Annotated in this window: 15 protein-coding genes; 8 read left to right on the top strand and 7 right to left on the bottom strand. The window is 34.2% G+C overall.

Annotation, left to right across the window (positions count from 1 at the left end):
* Positions 1–123: 123 nt before the first annotated feature.
* From ACKC83_RS05365 to ACKC83_RS05355, 3 genes are read right to left on the bottom strand one after another with little or no spacing between them, the layout of a single operon-like run.
* A complete protein-coding gene (locus tag ACKC83_RS05365; RefSeq protein ID WP_414035801.1) occupies positions 124–354 on the bottom strand; it encodes a ferredoxin in 231 nt (76 codons plus the stop codon).
* Positions 354–1598 (bottom strand): peptidase U32 family protein, encoded by a 1245-nt coding sequence (locus ACKC83_RS05360; protein WP_434037291.1) that lies wholly within the window; start codon positions 1596–1598, stop codon positions 354–356. Before ACKC83_RS05360 ends, ACKC83_RS05365 begins: the two co-directional genes overlap by 1 nt.
* 3 nt (positions 1599–1601) lie before the next feature.
* Positions 1602–2681 (bottom strand): rhodanese-related sulfurtransferase, encoded by a 1080-nt coding sequence (locus tag ACKC83_RS05355; RefSeq protein ID WP_414035803.1) that lies wholly within the window; start codon positions 2679–2681, stop codon positions 1602–1604.
* Between the two features lie 272 nt (positions 2682–2953).
* Between ACKC83_RS05355 and recA the strand changes: the two genes are divergently transcribed.
* The 5 genes from recA to ACKC83_RS05330 all read left to right on the top strand — a co-directional run bounded on the left by recA (position 2954) and on the right by ACKC83_RS05330 (position 7064).
* On the top strand, positions 2954–3961 hold the full coding sequence (gene recA, locus ACKC83_RS05350) for a recombinase RecA (protein WP_414035804.1): 1008 nt from the start codon (positions 2954–2956) through the stop codon (positions 3959–3961).
* 144 nt (positions 3962–4105) lie between these two features.
* Positions 4106–4567, top strand: coding sequence for a hypothetical protein (locus ACKC83_RS05345; RefSeq protein WP_434037290.1), 462 nt, complete (start codon positions 4106–4108; stop codon positions 4565–4567).
* A gap of 23 nt (positions 4568–4590) precedes the next feature.
* On the top strand, positions 4591–5040 hold the full coding sequence (locus ACKC83_RS05340) for a hypothetical protein (protein ID WP_434037289.1): 450 nt from the start codon (positions 4591–4593) through the stop codon (positions 5038–5040).
* A 35-nt stretch (positions 5041–5075) separates the two neighbouring features.
* On the top strand, positions 5076–5618 hold the full coding sequence (locus ACKC83_RS05335; RefSeq protein ID WP_434037288.1) for an RNA polymerase sigma factor: 543 nt from the start codon (positions 5076–5078) through the stop codon (positions 5616–5618).
* Positions 5619–7064, top strand: coding sequence for a hypothetical protein (locus ACKC83_RS05330; protein WP_434037287.1), 1446 nt, complete (start codon positions 5619–5621; stop codon positions 7062–7064).
* Positions 7065–7088: 24 nt separating this feature from the next.
* Here the strand turns inward: ACKC83_RS05330 and ACKC83_RS05325 are convergent, their stop codons facing one another.
* From ACKC83_RS05325 to ACKC83_RS05315, 3 genes are all read right to left on the bottom strand, one after another.
* Complete coding sequence (locus ACKC83_RS05325; protein WP_434037286.1) at positions 7089–7853, bottom strand: lysophospholipid acyltransferase family protein; 765 nt, start codon at positions 7851–7853, stop codon at positions 7089–7091.
* A 127-nt stretch (positions 7854–7980) separates the two neighbouring features.
* Positions 7981–11163, bottom strand: a complete 3183-nt coding sequence (locus tag ACKC83_RS05320; RefSeq protein WP_434037285.1) for a hypothetical protein — start codon at positions 11161–11163, stop codon at positions 7981–7983.
* A gap of 128 nt (positions 11164–11291) precedes the next feature.
* The gene (locus tag ACKC83_RS05315; RefSeq protein ID WP_434037284.1) at positions 11292–14627 is read right to left on the bottom strand and encodes a T9SS type A sorting domain-containing protein; all 3336 of its coding nucleotides are present in this window, start codon (positions 14625–14627) and stop codon (positions 11292–11294) included.
* 437 nt (positions 14628–15064) lie between these two features.
* On the opposite strand from ACKC83_RS05315, the gene trpS reads away from it, so the two are divergent.
* Both trpS and ACKC83_RS05305 read left to right on the top strand, forming a co-directional pair.
* Positions 15065–16033, top strand: a complete 969-nt coding sequence (gene trpS, locus ACKC83_RS05310) for a tryptophan--tRNA ligase (RefSeq protein ID WP_434037283.1) — start codon at positions 15065–15067, stop codon at positions 16031–16033.
* 56 nt (positions 16034–16089) lie between these two features.
* Positions 16090–17547 carry a hypothetical protein gene (locus ACKC83_RS05305; RefSeq protein WP_434037282.1) on the top strand — a complete coding sequence of 486 codons (1458 nt, stop codon included), beginning with the start codon at positions 16090–16092 and terminating at the stop codon, positions 17545–17547.
* A gap of 4 nt (positions 17548–17551) precedes the next feature.
* On the opposite strand, the gene dprA is transcribed toward ACKC83_RS05305, so the two are convergent.
* Positions 17552–18652 (bottom strand): DNA-processing protein DprA, encoded by a 1101-nt coding sequence (gene dprA, locus ACKC83_RS05300; RefSeq protein WP_434037281.1) that lies wholly within the window; start codon positions 18650–18652, stop codon positions 17552–17554.
* A gap of 159 nt (positions 18653–18811) precedes the next feature.
* Between dprA and ACKC83_RS05295 the strand changes: the two genes are divergently transcribed.
* On the top strand, positions 18812–19750 hold the full coding sequence (locus ACKC83_RS05295) for an SPOR domain-containing protein (protein WP_434037280.1): 939 nt from the start codon (positions 18812–18814) through the stop codon (positions 19748–19750).
* Positions 19751–19766 lie beyond the last annotated feature (16 nt).

The raw sequence follows: 19766 nt of genomic DNA, 5'->3' as shown, positions 1-19766 counted from the left end.
GATTATTCTAAAGACTTAAAAAAAAGAAATATTAATTCGACCTAACTTCATAATTCAGTCGATTTAATACAGATTTCAGCACGCTTTATAAACCTATGCGTATTATCGTAAAAAAATGCAAAATTAATTATTCTTAACACTTATAATATTTACCGGACAAGCTTTTGATGCATTTTCGCAAGCATCTAAGATAGAGTAATCGTTACTTTTTAAAGTAAAAAATCCTTTTTTATCCTGACCGTGTAGTAATACCGATTTCCCGTCCTTTTTAGACATTTGGAATTGTCGGGGCGCCAACTCTACACAATAATTACAGCCTATACATTTATTGCGTTGTAGGGTAATAATAACCATTACGCTTCTACTTTATTTTCAACAATCTTGTATAATTTATCCGATGGTCGAATTCTAAATTTTAAAGGCATGGTAACCAAATCGCCTTTAGAGCCTTTTTCGGACTTCTTATCGTTAACCATAAGATCTACCACTTTCATTTCTTTAGCTCCAGTAGTTGGGCCAGTAACCAAAACGGTATCACCAATAGCAACATCGAAAGCTTCAATTTTAAATTCGCCAATTTCTGCCTTCGGGTAAAAATGTGTGCCTTTTCCTATATACACTTTCTTTTGTGTGGCGTGCGACCCAGAACCTGTACTCCACTCGCCTAATTTCTGACCTAGGTAATAGCCACTCCAGAATCCGCGATTATAAACTTTTTCTAGCTCTTGCATCCAAACAATAACTTTGTCTTTACTGTAGGTTCCAGCTTCAATACTATCTATGGCATCACGATAACATTTAATCACTTTGGCAACGTATTCCGGTGCTCTACCACGTCCTTCAATTTTTAATACATTTATTCCAGCATCTACAATTTCATCTAAGAAATCTATAGTACATAAATCTTTAGGCGACATGATATACTCATTATCCAATTCCATTTCGAAACCAGTCTCTTGGTCTACAACCGTGTATTTTTTTCTGCAATTTTGCTTACAAGCGCCACGATTTGCAGATGAGTTAGCCGAATGTAAACTCATATAACATTTTCCAGAAACTGCCATGCACAGCGCACCATGACCAAAAATTTCAATCTCGACTAAATGTCCAGAAGGGCCTTTAATTTGTTCCTTTTCTATAGCATCTGTAATACTCTTAACCTGACGCAAACTCAACTCACGGCTTAACACCATAGTATCTGCAAACAAGGCATAAAATTTAACCGTTTCTATATTGGTTACGTTTATTTGCGTAGAAATATGAACCTCGATTCCCATTTCTCTAGCCATAGCAATAACAGCTTGGTCCATGGCAATTACCGCCGTAATATTAGCGGCTTTAGCTTGTTTTAAAAGGGTTTTTACAATCGATAAATCGTGATCGTAAATTATGGTATTTAAAGTTAAATACGTTCTCACGTTTTTCGCCTCGCAGCGTTTTGCAATTTCATGAAGGTCGTCTAAAGTAAAATTTACTGTAGCACGTGCTCTCATGTTTAATTGCTCTACTCCAAAATAAACTGAGTTTGCTCCATTATCTAATGCGGCCTGAAGGGATTCAAAATTTCCAGCCGGAGCCATTAATTCTATATGTTGCATAACCTAATCTTTTAAAGAATCTGTGTTGAAATTTTCGTAAATATTTCTGAGATCTTTTTTATAAGGCAAATAATCTGCTCGTCCCTTTTTAAATATGTCGTTACTATTTCCCTGTCCTTTACGCAACGCTTTCTGCTCTTCGTAAGGCAAACTATGAATTTCTTTACAGGTTGTAGAACAACAGTTATCCATTTCGACTTTACATTTTTCGCACTGGATGAATAATAAATGACACGCATCGTTAGCACAATTCTCATGAGTATCTGCTGGCTCACCACATTGGTGGCAACGCGCAATGACATCGTCTGTAATGCGTTCTGAACGACGCTCGTCGAACACGAAATTTTTCCCTACAAATTTATTTTCAAGAGCACTCTCGTTAACTTGTCTCGTATATTCTATAATACCGCCTTCTAACTGAAACACATTCTTAAAGCCCTTATGCTTAAAATAAGCACTTGCTTTTTCACAACGAATACCACCAGTACAATACATAACCAGTTTTTTATCGTCTTTATGCTCCTTTAAATCATTTTCTATTATAGGCAACGACTCTCTAAACGTATCGACATCTGGACGACGTGCATTTTTAAAATGGCCAATTTCACTCTCGTAATGATTTCTCATATCTACAAGAATGGTGTTTTCATCTTCTATTAATTCGTTAAATTGAATAGCATCTACGTGCCTACCTTTATTGGTAACATCGAAAGTCTCATCGTTTAAACCATCGGCAACAATTTTATCACGGACTTTAACTTTCAGTTTTAAAAACGACATATTATCTTGCTCTACAGCAATATTTAGTCTAATATCTTTTAAAAATGAAATACTATCAAGATGGGTTTTAAATTCATTGAAGCGATCTGCCGGCAAGGATAACTGGGCATTAATTCCTTCGTGGGCGACATATATTCTACCAAGAACGTCTAAAGCGTCCCAAGTAATAAATAGCTGATCTCTAAATGATTGAGGATTTTCGATTTTGGCGTACTGGTAGAAGGAGAGTGTTAATCGATCTTTTCCTGCTTCTTCGATTAACTCTGCACGTTCTTTAGCACTTAATTTATTGTACAGTTGCATGCTATACTAATGTGTTTAAGGTTAAAAAATATTTTGCAAAGGTACTGCTTTTAGATAAAACACTAAATTTTATCCCCAAAAAAGCACTTTATAGTTTGCTATTGGCTGAAAAGGTTAACTCAATTCTAGACTTTTAGGACATACGATATTTTTAGTTCTCACTATTTTTACGTACTTTATTAGAGGCTGAAAAAGGTTGCATTATAAAATTGTTAGATGACCAAAGAAATAGTATTTTAGCAACTCTTATTTCAGTAAAAAAACACAATTAGATGAGCAAGGAAAAAGAAGCAAAATTAAAAGCACTACAACTAACTTTAGATAAACTAGACAAGACTTACGGAAAAGGTACCGTAATGAGAATGAGTGATAAAGCCGTGGTTGAGGTTGAAGCGATACCAAGTGGATCTTTAGGTTTAGATTTAGCTTTAGGTGTAGGAGGATACCCAAGAGGTCGTGTTATAGAAATATACGGACCAGAATCTTCTGGTAAAACAACATTAACATTACATGCCATTGCCGAAGCACAAAAAGCTGGAGGTATTGCTGCATTTATTGATGCAGAGCATGCTTTCGATAGATTTTACGCTGCAAAATTAGGTGTAGATATAGATAACTTAATTATTTCTCAACCAGATCACGGAGAGCAAGCGTTAGAAATTGCAGAAAACTTAGTGCGTTCTGGAGCTATAGATATTGTAGTTATTGACTCGGTTGCCGCGTTAACACCAAAAAGTGAAATTGAAGGTGAAATGGGAGATTCTAAAATGGGATTACATGCCCGTTTAATGTCTCAAGCCCTTCGTAAGCTTACAGGTTCTATTAGCAAGACAAACTGTACTATGTTTTTTATTAACCAATTACGTGAAAAGATTGGTGTGATGTTTGGAAACCCAGAAACAACAACAGGTGGTAATGCATTAAAATTCTATGCCTCTGTGCGTTTAGACATTCGTAGATCTACTCAGATTAAAGATTCTGATGGAAACGTTATGGGTAACAAAACCAAAGTAAAAGTGGTTAAAAATAAAGTGGCTCCACCATTTAAAATAGCAGAATTCGACATTATGTACGGACAAGGTGTTTCTAAGGTAGGAGAAATTTTAGATTTAGCAGTAGAATTAGAAATTGTTAAGAAAAGTGGATCATGGTTTAGCTACCAAGACACAAAACTAGGACAAGGTCGTGATGCTGTGAAAGTCATGATAAAAGATAATCCAGAATTATTTGAAGAACTTGAAATTAAAATCAAGGACGCCATTAAAGCGATGAAAGAATAATTAATTCGCATTTAAACACAGTAAGGTCTTACTTTAAACTGTTCAAAAAGATTAAATCCCGATTTATTTTCGGGATTTTTCATTTTTCGACGCAACCTTTTTAAAATTTCTACATCTATAAATAAACCCTTTAAATTTATAGACATGAAAAAATTACTTTTATTATTTGTAGCAACATTAACGCTAGCATCTTGCGATTCTAGTGACGACGACACAGATTACTATTTCGATGCTGTGCCAACAGTCTCTGCCGATGTTCCAGCAACCATGGTAACCGACCAAACTTATAAAATTACTATAGATTATAATCAGCCAACAACGTGTTACTCTTATGCCACTACTAATATTGAAAGCAGTGTTGAAGAAACTGAAAACGAAGACAATCCTGACGAAGAACCAACGGTAACAAAAATTATAACATTTGCTGTTATTAATAAAATTGAAGTGAAATCGGGTGACGAATGTGAAGATTTAGACGTCATCGCACAAACTCCAGTAAATTTCGAAACTCTAGAAACAGGATCGTATATTTTTAGATTCTGGGCAGGTCTAGACGACGATGGAGAAAGTATTTTCTTAGAATATCCTGTTCAAATTTCAGAATAAACCTATATTAAAAAAATAAACTCATGAAAAAATTACTATTATTATTCGTAGCCACTTTAACATTGGCATCTTGCGATACAAACGACGATTATTCTTCTAACTTCACTTACGGTGTAATACCTACAGTATCTGCAGATATACCAGACGATATGGAAGTTGGAAAAATATACAGAATTACAGTAGATTATGTTAGACCAACAGACTGTTATAGTTTTTACACTCTAGATTACCGAAGAAGCACTGAAGACATAGAAGATGCTAACGGCGAATTAATTGACACTCAAGTGAGAACTGTAGCTGTAATTAATAGAATCTTCACAGAAGAAGAGTGTGAAGAACTAGACGAAACTACTCAAGTATATTTTGATTTTGAACCAATAACTGCAGGGCCATACGTTTTTAGATTTTGGACTGGAGAAGACGAAGATGGAGAAGGTATATTTTTAGAATACGAAACTGAAGTTTTAGAATAAAATAAAATAAAATAATAACGAACTAATAACGACCTTTGAGTTTAGACCAGCTCATACATAAATGTAAACGGAATAACCTTAAAGCACAAAGTGAATTATATACGCTCTTTTCTAGCAAATTATATTCCGTCTGTTTAAAGTATTCGCGTAACACTGCAGAAGCTCAAGACAATCTGCAAGATGCCTTTTTGACTATATTCAGTAAAATATCTCAATATAATAACACAGGCTCTTTTGAAGGTTGGTTAAAGCGCATTGCAATAAATACAGCGTTACAGCGCTATCGCGAAAAAGGTATTTTCGATATTATTAATGACGATATTGTTGATGAAACCATAGAAGTTAACGACCATGAAGATATCTCGTTAGATTATCTTTTAAAACTCATTCAAACATTACCTAACAGGTATCGATTGGTCTTTAACCTTTATGTTTTAGACGGTTTTTCGCACAAAGATATTTCCGAAATGCTTAAAATTTCTATTGGAACGTCAAAATCTAATCTAGCTAGAGCTCGGAAAATATTGCAAGAAAAAATCGAAAAAGACAATTCAAATCTTGAATCACATTCTGTATAAATGAATGATAAAAAAAACATAGACCGTTTATTTCAAGAGCGCTTAAAAGACCTTGACGTTCCCCCAAACCCAGAAGTCTGGAATGCTCTCGAAGCGAAGTTAAAAGAACAAAACAAGCCAAAACGCGTTATTCCAATATGGTGGCGCGCTTCTGGTGTTGCCGCTATTTTAGTATTGTTACTAGCTATTGGAAATTTTGTTTATAAGGCAAATAATTCTACAATTACATCACCTAATATAATTGCTGACACCCCAATTTCTACTAAAATAGATTCTGAAAGTAACGTAACAATTACTCAAGATAAAGATGAATCAGGAGACGACTCCAACTCAGAAACTCCGCATAGCACAGATAAACAACCTCATCTAAATAAAGAAGAAAATTCAACTTCTATTGCGAATAAAACTAAAAATAATTCTGTTAAAAATGCGAATGAAAACATTTTAGCAACACACAAACCTGTAAAAGAAAAAAAATCAACTACCCCGAATGCACTCGTAAAACAAGATAACAATGCTAAGGAGAAATCAATTTTAGACACGCCTTCTAGAACCAAAACCCACAATAAAATTATAGATTCAACAAAAGATGGCCAAATCGTTTTAAACGACAAGGAAACACCTTCTAACCCTGTACTTGAAGAAAACTCAACGTTAGATACTCTAAGCATAGAAGATGCCATAGCTGCCACTAAAACACTTCCAAAACAAGGTGGAAGACCTAAAAAGTGGAACGTACACTCCAACCTTGCACCAGTATTTTATGGTAGCACAGGAGAGGGCTCACATCTAGACGATCAGTTTGTAAACAATAGTAAATCTGGAGAGATTAATACCAGTTATGGAATTGGTGTTGGATATGCTATTAACAACCGTATAAAAATAAGATCAGGTGTTAACAACCTACAACTAAGTTTTAATACTAACGATGTCTTTTTATTTGAGAATCCAGGGCTTGTAAACAGCAAAGAAACGCCCAATTTGCAGCATTTATCTTCAGACAATCAGGCCCAACATCTAACTTTTATTAGCTCGGATAAAGTTGACACTAATATCGCGAGCAACTCCCTAGCAAAATCTAGTGAGAAAGGTACGATAAATCAGAATATAAATTATTTTGAAGTGCCTTTAGAAATTGAATATAATATTTTAAATACACGTTTTGGAATTCATGTAATTGGCGGATTTAGCACATTTATATTAGACGATAATAGGATTTATTCCGAAGTTAATTCTAATAAAACCTTTATAGGAGAAGCTACAAATATTAATGATATAAGTTTTAGCACCAATTTTGGAATTGGTTTTGATTATAATTTTTCAAAACGATTCTATTTAAATTTAGAACCTACTTTTAAATATCAATTAAATGCTTTCAATAATACTTCAGGGAACTTTAAACCCTATATTATAGGAGTCTACACCGGTTTTAGTTATACATTTTAATACGCTTTAATACTTTTATGGAGCTTAGCGCACTACTGTCGTCAGGCTCTTTTCATTTTGAAATTCATACAACTGGTTAAGAATAATGTCCCGAGACTCTTCTTTTAAGACTTTAATCTCTTTTAGTGTCAATCCTTCCGTATTTAAGAATTTGTGAACCCAAACACGCATTTGACCTGGACTACCACTAAAAATATCGAATGAGAAACGCGCTTTATTATCTGCAAATGTAATAGGTACAACTGGAATTTGATGATTAATGGCCAGGCGAAATGCACCATCTTTAAAACCATCTAAAAGACTATCCTCTTCGGAAACACCGCCTTCAGGAAATATACAAACACTTAAGCCTTGCTGTAATCTATGTTCTGCTTGCTTAAACACACCATGTCTACTTCTAAGACTATCACGATCTACTAATATACAAGTTCGCTTATAGAAAAATCCGAATAACGGTATTTTTGCAAGTTCCTTTTTACCCACAAATACAAATGGATTTTTTACCGTAACTAGCATGAGCATAATATCGGTCATTGATGTATGATTTGCGATAAACATATAGCTTTTACCGCTCTGTGGGACCTCTTCTCGTTCTATCTTCCAACGAAACCCCATACCTATTAAAATAAATTTAGACCACAATCTAGCCATCTTAAAAAAGTAAGGATACCAAGATTCTTTTAAAATTGAAATTAAAAGAAAAGGGAAAAGTAAAAGTATAGGAATTGCTACAAGGATGTAGAACCATACTCTATACAAAATCCATAAAATATATTTATAAAACGCCATACCTTGTCAAAAATACACATTTGTATTGAAGTACAAGTACTGAATGTAGGTAATAAAACAGCTTTTTAAACACAAAAAAAAGACCTCTGAAAACAGAGGCCTTTTAAAAATTATGTGAATGTTATTTTTAGTTTATAACTTTCTTAGTCACTACCACATTACCTTCTAAAACTACAGAAGTTAGATAGATTCCTTTAGAAAACTTAAAGGATTCACTAAGCTCCTTACTTTGTCCATTAGGTTTAAACGAAGTCACTTTTTTACCACTTATATCGAATACATTAACCGCTTTAATATTTTTTAATGATTTTACATTTAAAACATCATTAATAATATTAACGTAGGTTGATGACGCCACACTATCTTCTATAGAAAGTGTCTGTTCGAAACGTAAGATAAAACGATCTTTAATATCTCCTTGTTCTCCAGAAAACTCATATGGAGAAGATCTTAAATCATGCTCTAAATTAAGGTAGGTATCTTCAAGATAAATACCACGTGCATTATCCATAAATTCAGAACCTTGTAAATCACCTATTGCAATTTTATAACTTCCAGTTGTAGGAAGATTAGCACCTAAAGGAATAAAATCTGAAGCAGAAAAAGGTAACGGACGCCCCTGAATAACCATTTTAGAATCTTCTACCATAGTATAAAGATCCAATCCTTGCATATCAGAATACGCATCGTACATTCTATCTTTTCCTAAAGTAGCACCTTGTACATACCCTATTAATGCACTTGCAGAAGCATTACTAGCGTCTATTAAACTTAACCATACTAGTTGCTTTTCATTGTTAGCTGTAAATTCCACATTTGTTTTAAAGAAATGTGAGTTATCATAAGCCATACCATCTTCGTCGTATCTGATGTCGTTTGTAAATTTAGCCGTTCCTTCTGGACCACCATCCGCTAATTGCACATAGAATCCTTGTCCTGAAGAAATATTACCAACTGAAGTTTGAGGAGGGTTAGCTCCTGTTGCATTATAACTAATATATTGCTCATTATAGTCATACACCAAATTCTGATACGGAGCTCCTGATAATGTTGACGCAACATTCGAAATTTCTAAATTATTTGCATATAAACGAATATTTCCGTTTAACAAGGTGTTTTTAGCTAAGAACTCATCTGCACTTATCGCTGACGGATATGGGTTACCTATGATATTCCAATTTTTAAGTTCCGCTTTTGCATTAGCATCACTTGTTTTTAACACATCTACAGAGATCGTTCCGTTAAGTGGCGTTCCTCCAAAATTAGCTGTAAACCCACTAGTTTGATAATTCGATGGAACAAGAACAGCATAACCCTTGGCGTTAGACATTAATCCACTAGTAAAAGTCCAATCTCCTGTTGTTCCTTTTTTAACATCCCATAAGTAAGCCGCACTGCTATATGGCGAAGAAATATTTGTCACACTGTAATCTTTTACAGGAGTAGACCAAATAATGAATTCAGTAGTACCAGTTGCAGTTGCATCACGTTTCATTATAATATTTCCACTATTAGCATAACCAGCCGTTACATCATTAATTTGAACTAAATTAGAACTATCTTCAAAGGTTAAAGAAGCTCCTGACTCGACAGTTAAATTACGTTTCAATGTCAAACTAGATCCTGAAGGAATTGTAGCATTACTTCCCTTAGGTACGATACAATCACAACCTACTAAATCGGCAACTTCATTATAATCTGAAGACAACACAAGTCTTGTGTTTTCAGGAGCGACACTAACTCCCGCTTGCTTGTAAGATGCTGGTAATTGCCAATTTGCTCCATCCCAATACACTGGTGTACCTCCCTGAATTAATTTAACTGGAACAATAACCGAACCAAATGAATTTGACACTTTTAATTTATAAGTCCCTAAATCGCTTAACTTTATGCCACCAGATAGCGTATACGAATTAGAAGTGGCCCCAGGGATTACTTCATTATATTTATACCATTGGTAAGACAAGGCTTCCTGTGGTGTTCCTGTATCTCCTCCTGAAACATCTGCAGTAGCAACAAATGTTACTTCTGAAGTTGACGGAATTTCACATACATAATTAGAAACAGGATACTTACTAAATACTGGCGTTTTAACATCAAAAGAACCTCGATTATATGCTAAAAACGCTAGATCTGCGGTACCCCCAGCAACCATATTAATATTATTTATATCTGTTACGTTAGCTTCTGTTATGTTAAAATCTTCGAACCTAAATGCAACCATACGTAAAGGTCTAACTTCGTCTTCATAAAACCCTCTACGTATCGGTGATGCAACCCCGTAGTTTACACCTAATTGGAAATGATATAAGTCTAATCTCCATTGCGCTAACAGAGCATCTCCTTCAGGATCTGCTTCCTCAATTATAGTTAATTTTATTGGTCGACCGACAACATTACCTGAATCATCTGTATAATAATATACATCTGTACTACCTGCTAGTGCTATTTGAGTTACTAAAAAGTCAGGAGCTTTATCTTCAACCCCTCCTAATTGTCCTCCACTACTATAAAACCCTATATCTGCTGATTGATTAAAATTAGTAACACCTGTTCCCATATCTAATCCATTAACTCCATCTATAAGAACCTCATAAATCGATGCATCTAAAATTTCTTGAGAAGTAATCTCTGTACCTTCATTTTCTTCACCATCAATCAAATCAGCCATTGCTAGGTAGTTATCAATAGTAGTTGTACCATCAACACCATTTGTACTATACGCAAAAAACAATTGCGGTTCGAAAGTTACCCCTTTGGATGTAAGCAAATCATCATCTACACCTGTAGAATACGTTATACCATCGTAAGTAAAAGCTAATAAATCATGACTTGTATTAGGTTTTAAATTATCATTTAATGGATCTGCTTTCCATTGAGAAGATCTCCAGAAACCATTATAAGTTGTAAAAATTTCTGTAACCTTTGTAACGTTACTAGTATCTCCATTTCGAAGTGTTTTAATTATGGGAGAAATATAATTAAAATTTACGCCAGTCTTCACACCGTTAACCTGTAATTCTCCTGTCAAATCAGTGGTTCCTGATTCTGATATGCTAAAAGTCATTTCTGTTGCACTTACAAATTTAGTGCTTCCTTGTAGAATCGATATACCTGGAATACTAAATGTTGTCGCAGAAGTAAACCCTGACCCCACTACTGTGATTTTAGACTTTGAAGTGATCCGTGTTGGATAAACATCTAAAATAGACTGTGCGTTAACTACTTGGAAAAACACTGTGAAAAACAGAGCAAATAACATGCTTTTAACCAAGTTAATATCCTGAAATTGTGTAATTTTTTTATTCATAAATTTAAAATTTTAGTTTAGTTTAAGTGAATATTAAAGCTTCTTTTCATTGAAGCTTTAATATATCTCGAATTGATTAATAGCAAATAATTATGTTTGAATTTTAAAAAAATAAAAGACTTCTTATGTTAATTAATTAACTTCTTATTGATAACACTACCATCCTCTAATGTAATTTTAACAATATAACCTCCGTTTGAAAAAGGAAAAGATGAGCTGAAGTCGTTAGCATTGTTAATAACGCTATAATTTACGACGCGTTTCCCACTAAAATCAAATACCTGAATGGTTTTTAATGTTTTTGTTGTTTTCACATATAATGTAGCATCATTTACATAGACATAAGTGTTGTTTGATACATCTTCACCCACAGATAATGTGTTGGCGGCTACATATTTAAGTACAAATCGGTCATTACTTGAACCTGCAACAGCCGTGAATAAATATGGAGAATGTCTTAAGTCATGTTCCATATTTAAATATGTATCTTCTAAATAAATATCCTGACCGTCGTTTTCGAACAAAGATCCTTTTAGATTATCAATCCCAATTTGATAAGATCCGTTTGCGGCTACCTGAATTCCTAATGGCACTTCGTCTGCATCCGAAAAGGGTAATGGACGTCCCTGAATAACCATTTTTTCGTCAGAAATTAAAGAATATATTCTAAAATCGTCTCCATTAGCCTGTGCATCATACAGTCTATCCTTTTCATAAGTAGCTCCTTCTGTATATCCTAACAACATACTTTTTGATTGTCTTTTTTCATTCACTAAGCTTAACCAAATTAATTGTTTCTCTAAGGCTTTGTCTTTAGTTCCTCTAAAAAACTCATCGTTATCATAGCCGTCTTCAGAACTATCATAACGCATAGTGTTTGTAAACTCTACATTATCGACAGCCACACTATTAAGTCGTTTGACAAAAAATGCTTGACCAGAAGCGATATTACCATCAAAACTTGGGTTAGAAGGTGTAGCTCCCATACCATTAACCACTAAATAAGAATCTTCATAATTATATGCAAAATTCTGATAAAATTCATCATCCTCATCTGCATAACTAAACCCTCCTTGGTGTGTCCATATATGCACAGCTCCTTCAATATTATTATTTTTACCTATATTAAAATCTAGAAATTTGTCGACATTTATTGCTGACGGGTATGGGTTACCAATTAAATTAAAGTTTTGGTTTCCTTCGTTAGGAAGAGCGCTTGGATTTGATTTTTCAACAGCTATTGTTAAAGTACCATTATTTGGCACTCCAGTAAATGTAGTCGTAAAATCTGCTCCATTATTAGGTACTTGTACAATATAACCTTTGCCTACTTGCATTTCACCACTTGCTGTTATCCAATTTCCGGAAGAATTATTTGGATTCAATACGGTTGGATTCCATTCATATACTTTACCAGAGCTAGGAATTCCAGATATATTAAATCCAGAAACTGGTGACGACCAATACACGTAATCCAATGGTTTAACCTCATCTGCCAAACGCTTCATTATAATATCGCCTTCATTAATATTACCATCTGCGTCGTTTACCTGAACCAAACTGGCATTATTCTCTAACGTAAAAATTCCAGCTGGAATAGTGTAATTATTAGAAGCATCATCTTCATCAACAACTTCCAAATCACCTTGAACAACTATATTATTATAAAGTTTTAGCTTACTTCCTGACGGAATAGTAACAGTCCTTCCTGCAGGCACTAAACAGTCGCACCCTTCAAGATCGACAGCTCTATTATAATCATTAGAAAAAATTAAACTTCTATCTTCATCGACAACAGTTATGCCACTGTAAACAGGAGGTAGTTTCCAGGAATTAGTAAAACTATCCCAAGTTGCAGGCACGCCGCCTTCTGTTAATGTCACGGGCAACACAGCTGTACCAAAATCATTATAAATTCTTACTTTATAAGCTCCTGTATGCGTATCATCAATTGTTCCTCCACCATTAACAAGATAATCCTGATTAGTAGCTCCGCTTATTTCATCATTATATTTAAACCACTGATAACGCAACGTCTCGGCTGATGAGGCAGGGGAAGCACCACCATCTAATTCACCCTCTACCTCGAATAATATATTTTTGTCACTTGGCAAGCGACAAATAAATCTAGGTACTGGCGTTTTTGTTACTACTGGTGATTTTATATCGAAAGCCGATTTATTATATGCCAAAAATGCCATATCTGCTTTACCTCCTGCTGACAAATTAATATTATTTACATTTTCTATACCATGAGTACTATAGTTTGCTGCGGCAACATCAGATATAATCTCAAAATCTTTTAATTCTAATGCGATAACTTTCATATCCCTTCTTTCATTACTATCAAAGGTTCTGGTTTGTGGTGTAGCAAGATTATAATCAGTATCAATAATAAAATCATATAAATCTACTCGCCATCTAAACATAATGTTTCGGTTACCCAATGCTAATTTTATAGGCCTACCCATAACATTTCCATCTTCATCCGCATAGTAGTAAATATCTGTATTCCCTGAATCTGCAATCTGTGTAATTAATAAATCGGGAATATCGTCATCTACAGCTCCAAACTGACCATTTCCACTATAAAATCGAATACTAACATCTTCATTAAAGTTCGTAATACCAGTACCTAGATCTAAACCATTCACTCCATCTATAATAACATCGAAAACCGTTTGGCCGTAAATCGCGGTATCATCAGTAGTAATAGGATCACCCTTAATTTCCTCTAACGCCCCTTCTTTGTTATCGAGTTTATCTGCCATGATAAGAAAATTATCCTTATGTGTATTCCCTGCTACTCCGTTAGTACTATATGCTTTAAAGGTTTGATTAATTACCCCTGAAATGTTTGCACCAAGTAAAGCGTCATCGACTCCTGTGGAGTAAATATCCCCTTGAAATGTAAACCCTAAAAGATCATGACTATCATTTGGCAATGTACTGACATCAGGGTTATAATAGTCTAGATCAGACCAACTAGACCTCCAAAATCCAATACCATCATTATCATGATCCCAAGTAGTAAAAACCTCAGTAACTCTTTTAATATTATGAGTACCTGTACTATTTGTTTTAAGTCTAGGTGCAATAAAGCTGATATTTACACCAGACCCAGTTGAACCAAACATCACTTCTCCTGTGATATCTTTAGAAGTATCTTCCGAACCATTAACATATACTACATCAGCAGTATTAGTTACTTTAAAAGTTATCTCGGTACTATTTATATAAATTACTTCACTAATCGTTATATTGTTACTAACCGAAACGATTGGAGGTGTAGCAATAGAAAATCCAGTACCAGTAACCGTTACTATGGAATTAGTAGTCACACGATTTGGACTCACACCTGTAACCGTCTGTGCAAACACAAAAGTCGTCGCAAACAACAGCAAAACGGTCAGGATTTGTTTAGAGATTATGTTATAAAGTAAAAGAAAAGTAATTTTTTTCATAAGTAGGATTTTTTTATTAAGACTATAAAACCACGGTTCACTTTTGGGAGAATTAAAGCATAATGGTAAATTGTAGTACAAAATTAACAAATAGATTAGTTCAAGCAAAAAATTTAGCCTACTTGCAAATTAATTCCTATGAACGGCTAAATAACTGTGTTTTATTATACTAATAAAAGATCAAAAACCTCTAGAGCAAGCAAAAATAAGCTACATTAAGTCACTCACTTTAAGACAACTCCATTTCAAATACTAATTTGCATAAACCATTAAAATAACTATATAAGTACGCTTCACAATAAAGATACCGCTTATTTAAATAATGGCATAAATTAATCATAGAAATAGGGTTATCATTAAACGTTACAAAAGGTTTTAGACGAGATTGATTTTTTATTTAAAACAATTACCTTTGCGATTCAATCAGTATAATTATCATGGCTAGAATTTTAACCGGTGTACAAAGCACTGGAACACCACATTTAGGAAATTTATTAGGAGCAATTATTCCTGCAATAAAAATGTCTGAAATAGACACAAACGAATCGTATTTATTTATTGCAGACATGCACTCTTTAACTCAAATTAAAGATGCAGAAACCCTTAGACATAACACCTATTGTGTTGCCGCCACCTGGCTTGCCTTTGGTTTAGATATTGAAAAAGTAGTGTTTTATAGACAAAGTGATATTCCAGAAACCACAGAATTAAGCTGGTATTTAAGCTGTTTTTTTCCATATCAGCGCTTAACCTTAGCACATGGTTTTAAAGATAAAGCCGATCGTTTAGAAGATGTAAACGCAGGCTTATTTACTTATCCTATGCTAATGGCTGCAGATATTCTTTTATACGATGCCGAAATCATTCCTGTTGGTAAAGACCAATTACAGCATATTGAAATGACACGCGATGTGGCTTCACGTTTTCATGCTAAAATGGGAGAAACATTTGTGCTTCCAACAGGTAAAATTCAGGAAGACGGTATTTTAATTCCTGGGACTGATGGGGCTAAAATGAGTAAGAGTAAAAATAACTTGATTAATATTTTTCAAACCGACAAGAAATTACGCAAACAAGTAATGAGCATTCAAACCGATAGCACACCACTTGAGGATCCTAAAGACTGGAGCACCTGTAATTGCTTTGCTATTTATAAATTATTGGCTTCTGAAGAGCAAATTGCAACCATGAAAGCCAATTACGAAAATGGTAATTATGGTTACGGACATGCAAAACAGGCGCTTTTTGAGTTAATCGTAGAACGTTTTGCCAACGAACGTGAACGTTTCGATTATTACATAAATAACCTTGAAGAAATAGATAAAGCACTGGCTGTTGGTGCTGCAAAAGCAAAACAAGTAGCTCAAGACACTTTAAGTCGCGTACGTGCTAAAGTTGGGTATTAATAGCCCTCTTGTTTTTGTATATTTACAAGCATATAGTTCCCCTAAATTATAGAAATATGCTTCAATTAAAACACACATTATTTGTATTCCTTTTTGTGAGTATTCATTATGGATATTCACAAGAAGGTTTACATTTTTCAATTAATAATCAATTATATCTAAAAGGAAACTCTGCTCTTATAGGCAATAATATTGTTAGTGAACATGCCACTAAACCTTTTAACGATAGAGCCATTTTTAACGATAAGATAAAAATGGAATATATAGATGTCGACGATAATAAAGAGACATTTAGTTCCAGTCAAGCTGTATTGACACTTCCCGAAAATTCACAAAAAATAGCATATGCCGCACTATATTGGAGCGCCATTTATAAATACGACAAGGGTAGCAAACGCTCTTTTAACAACCAAATGGTTTACAAAGGAAACGATAAACGCTCGCTAGACGTTAATACTATTCTATTTAAAACACCACAAGGGGAATACACAGAAATTAAAGGATTAACTGTTTACGATAGCTACTTAAACTCCGCTTTTAACGACTCAAAACCATATGTGTGTTATTCGGATGTCACTGAATTATTACAAGAAACTGAAACCGTAAATGGAAATTACACTGTTGCCAATATTAAAGCCACAGAGGGATACGTTTCCGGAGGTTGCTCTGGAGGTTGGCTACTTTACGTGGTTTATGAAAACCCAGATGATAAACCTAAATATTTTACCACCTATAACGGGTTTTTAGAAGTCGATAAAGAGACCGTCCACATTAATTTTTCCGACTTTAAAACAAATGAAGCAGGTGATATAAAAACATCTTTGTCCATAGGTGCATTGGAAGGCGACCAAAAATTTAAAACAGATGTTTGTAATGTGTACGATAACTTAAAAAATGAATACATCCCACTTTCAAACAAGTTGAGAGCAGAAGATAATTTTTTTAATAGCACCATTACTATAGACAATTTATACTTTAAAGATCGCACCCCTAGCAGTATGAATACGCTTGGATTCGATTTGGCCAAAATTGAAATACCAAACGAAAACAATAACATCCTGTCTAATAATAGCTCGGAATTAACCATTGAATTTAAAACAAAAGCCGATCGGTTTTATTTGTTTTTCGTGGCGTTCGAAACCGAAATCAGTCCGATTTATTTAGAAAATAAAAATGCTGATTATTATATGACGGTAGATATTGACACGTATGCACTGCCACAAGAAAAAGACTTAGAACGAATTAAAAGTTTAAAGTCTACTTCTATCCCCAATTTAAAAGCGGGATATTATTTAGTCTCGAATGTGTTTTCTGTTGAAGACAATGCTACAAACTGGAAAAAATTCTTAACAGAGAAAGGTCTAAAACCCAAATCGTACAAAAACCCAATAAATAATTGGGATTATATCTACTTAGAAACGAATGAAGATCCAGAAGTAGTATATCTAAAACAACGAGAATTATCGCGTTTGGATTTTTTCGAAGATTTATGGATTCTAAAAATAAATATGTAGTGGGTTAAATCAGTTCAAAAAGCTTTCCTGGCAACGGGCGCACAACGCCTTTTAACTCCATATTTAATAAAATACCTGCAACTTTAAAAATAGGTAAACCGCAGGCAATAGCAATGGCATCTAACAATTGCTTATCCGATTTTTTCAAAAAATCAAAAATCAGAGTTTCCTGATCGTCTAGCTCTACAAACAATTGTTTTTGGATTACTTTTTGTTCCTGTTCTATATCCCAATTTAGCATGTAAGCTACATCTAGCGGTGTGGATAATAATTGTGCCTTTTGCTGTTTAATTAAATCGTTGCACCCTTTACTCAAACTATCCGTAGTTCGACCTGGCACGGCAAACACATCGCGGTTGTAAGAATTAGCAATATCTGCGGTTACCAAGCTACCGCCACGCTCTGCAGATTCAACCACAATAGTTGCGCTACTTAATCCTGCAATAATTCGATTACGTTTTAAAAAGTTATTGCGATCAAAAACAGAAGTACTCCAGAAATCAGTTAAGAAACCACCATGTTTTTCAACTTCGGCCACATATTTTTTATGCACTTTTGGGTAGGTTTGGTTTAAACCATGTGCCAAACATCCTACTGTTTGTAATCCGTTTTTCATGGCCGCCTTATGTGCAGTTATATCTGTTCCGTAAGCAAAACCAGAGATAATTACGGGATTGAAAGGCGCGAGTTCTTCAATTAACTTTTCACAAAAAGCAATACCACTAGTTGTAATTTGTCGTGTTCCTACAATGCTAATAATTCGTTGCGACTGCAATTGTACAGTTCCCGACTGAAACAACAAAATAGGTCCATCGATACAATGTTTTAGTTTTTCAGGATACGAACTACTTTCAAAATATAAACAGCAAATATTATTTTCTTTTATAAAATCCAACTCATTTTCTGCCGCTTTTAAATGCGTATCTAAATTTAGCCCATTTAATCTTACGGTTCCTATACCATCAATCTTTGCGAGGATATGTTTTTTCTCTTTAAACACAGCTTGAGCAGAACCGCAATGCGCTATTAATTTTTTAGCCCCCACATCTCCAATATTGGGAACGTGTTGCAATGCTAAAACACATAAAAGTTCATCATCAGTCATAATTACATCAAGCTAAATTCTTCTTTGTAAAATATATTTAATCCATTACCGTAAATTAAACAATTGATTCTTAACACACAAGAAACTAATTACTTTGCTGTTAATAAAAAAGTGAAATCCCATCTTTGACCGCACTAAAATTTGATTAACTTTGTAATTATGCAATTAGAAACTTACATAAGCGACTTATTATATCGTTACGAATGTGTTATCGTTCCTGAATTCGGAGCGTTTTTAACCCAACGTGTCTCTGCTAAGATAAATGCAGACACTAATACGTTTTTTCCACCTAAAAAAGTCATATCCTTTAATGAGCAAATTCAGAACAATGATGGTCTTTTAGCGCATTATATTGCAGATGTTGAAAAAATTCCTTTCGAAATTGCCTTAGATAAAATCAAAAATCGCATTGGTTCGATTAAATCTCAATTGGTTGAAAAGGAAAGTGTTTCATTACAAAACATTGGTAAACTAGCTTTAAATGAAGAAGGTAAAATTATATTTGAACCTTTTAATCACCTAAACTATTTAACAGATGCTTTTGGACTAAACCAAATGGTTTCTCCTGCTATTTCAAGAGAAGAATATAAGCGTGAGGTAGAAGCTATTGAAAAGGTTATTCCGCTTACTATTACACCAGAACGTCGTAAAACTAGACCTTATTTACGTTACGCTGCGATTGCAGTATTAGCTTTAGGAGTTAGCGGATTTTTAGGTTCTAAATATTATGTGAATCAGGTAGAGAATCATAATCAAATTGCACAAGAAACAGCTAACACCCAGTTAGAACACAAGATTCAAGAAGCAACATTTGTTATTGAAAATCCATTAACTGCAGTTAGTTTAACAGTGACTAAACCTGTAGGAAGCTACCACATTATTGCAGGTGCTTTTCGTGTAGAAGAGAATTGTGATAAGATTATAGCCGACTTAAAAGCAGAAGGTTTTAATGCCAGAAAAATTGGTGTGAACAAATACGGTTTACATCAGGTGGTTTACAACAGTTTTGAAAACAGAAAAGAAGCTCTAGATGCTTTGCGTAACATTCGCGAGAACAACAATCCACATGCTTGGATGCTTGTAAAAGATTTAGAATAAAACAATATATTTATAG

This window comes from Formosa bonchosmolovskayae, assembly GCF_051016085.1.
GTDB lineage: Bacteria > Bacteroidota > Bacteroidia > Flavobacteriales > Flavobacteriaceae > Formosa.
Note: the sequence above shows the minus strand (reverse complement) of the source record. Positions and strands in the feature narration are given on the sequence as shown.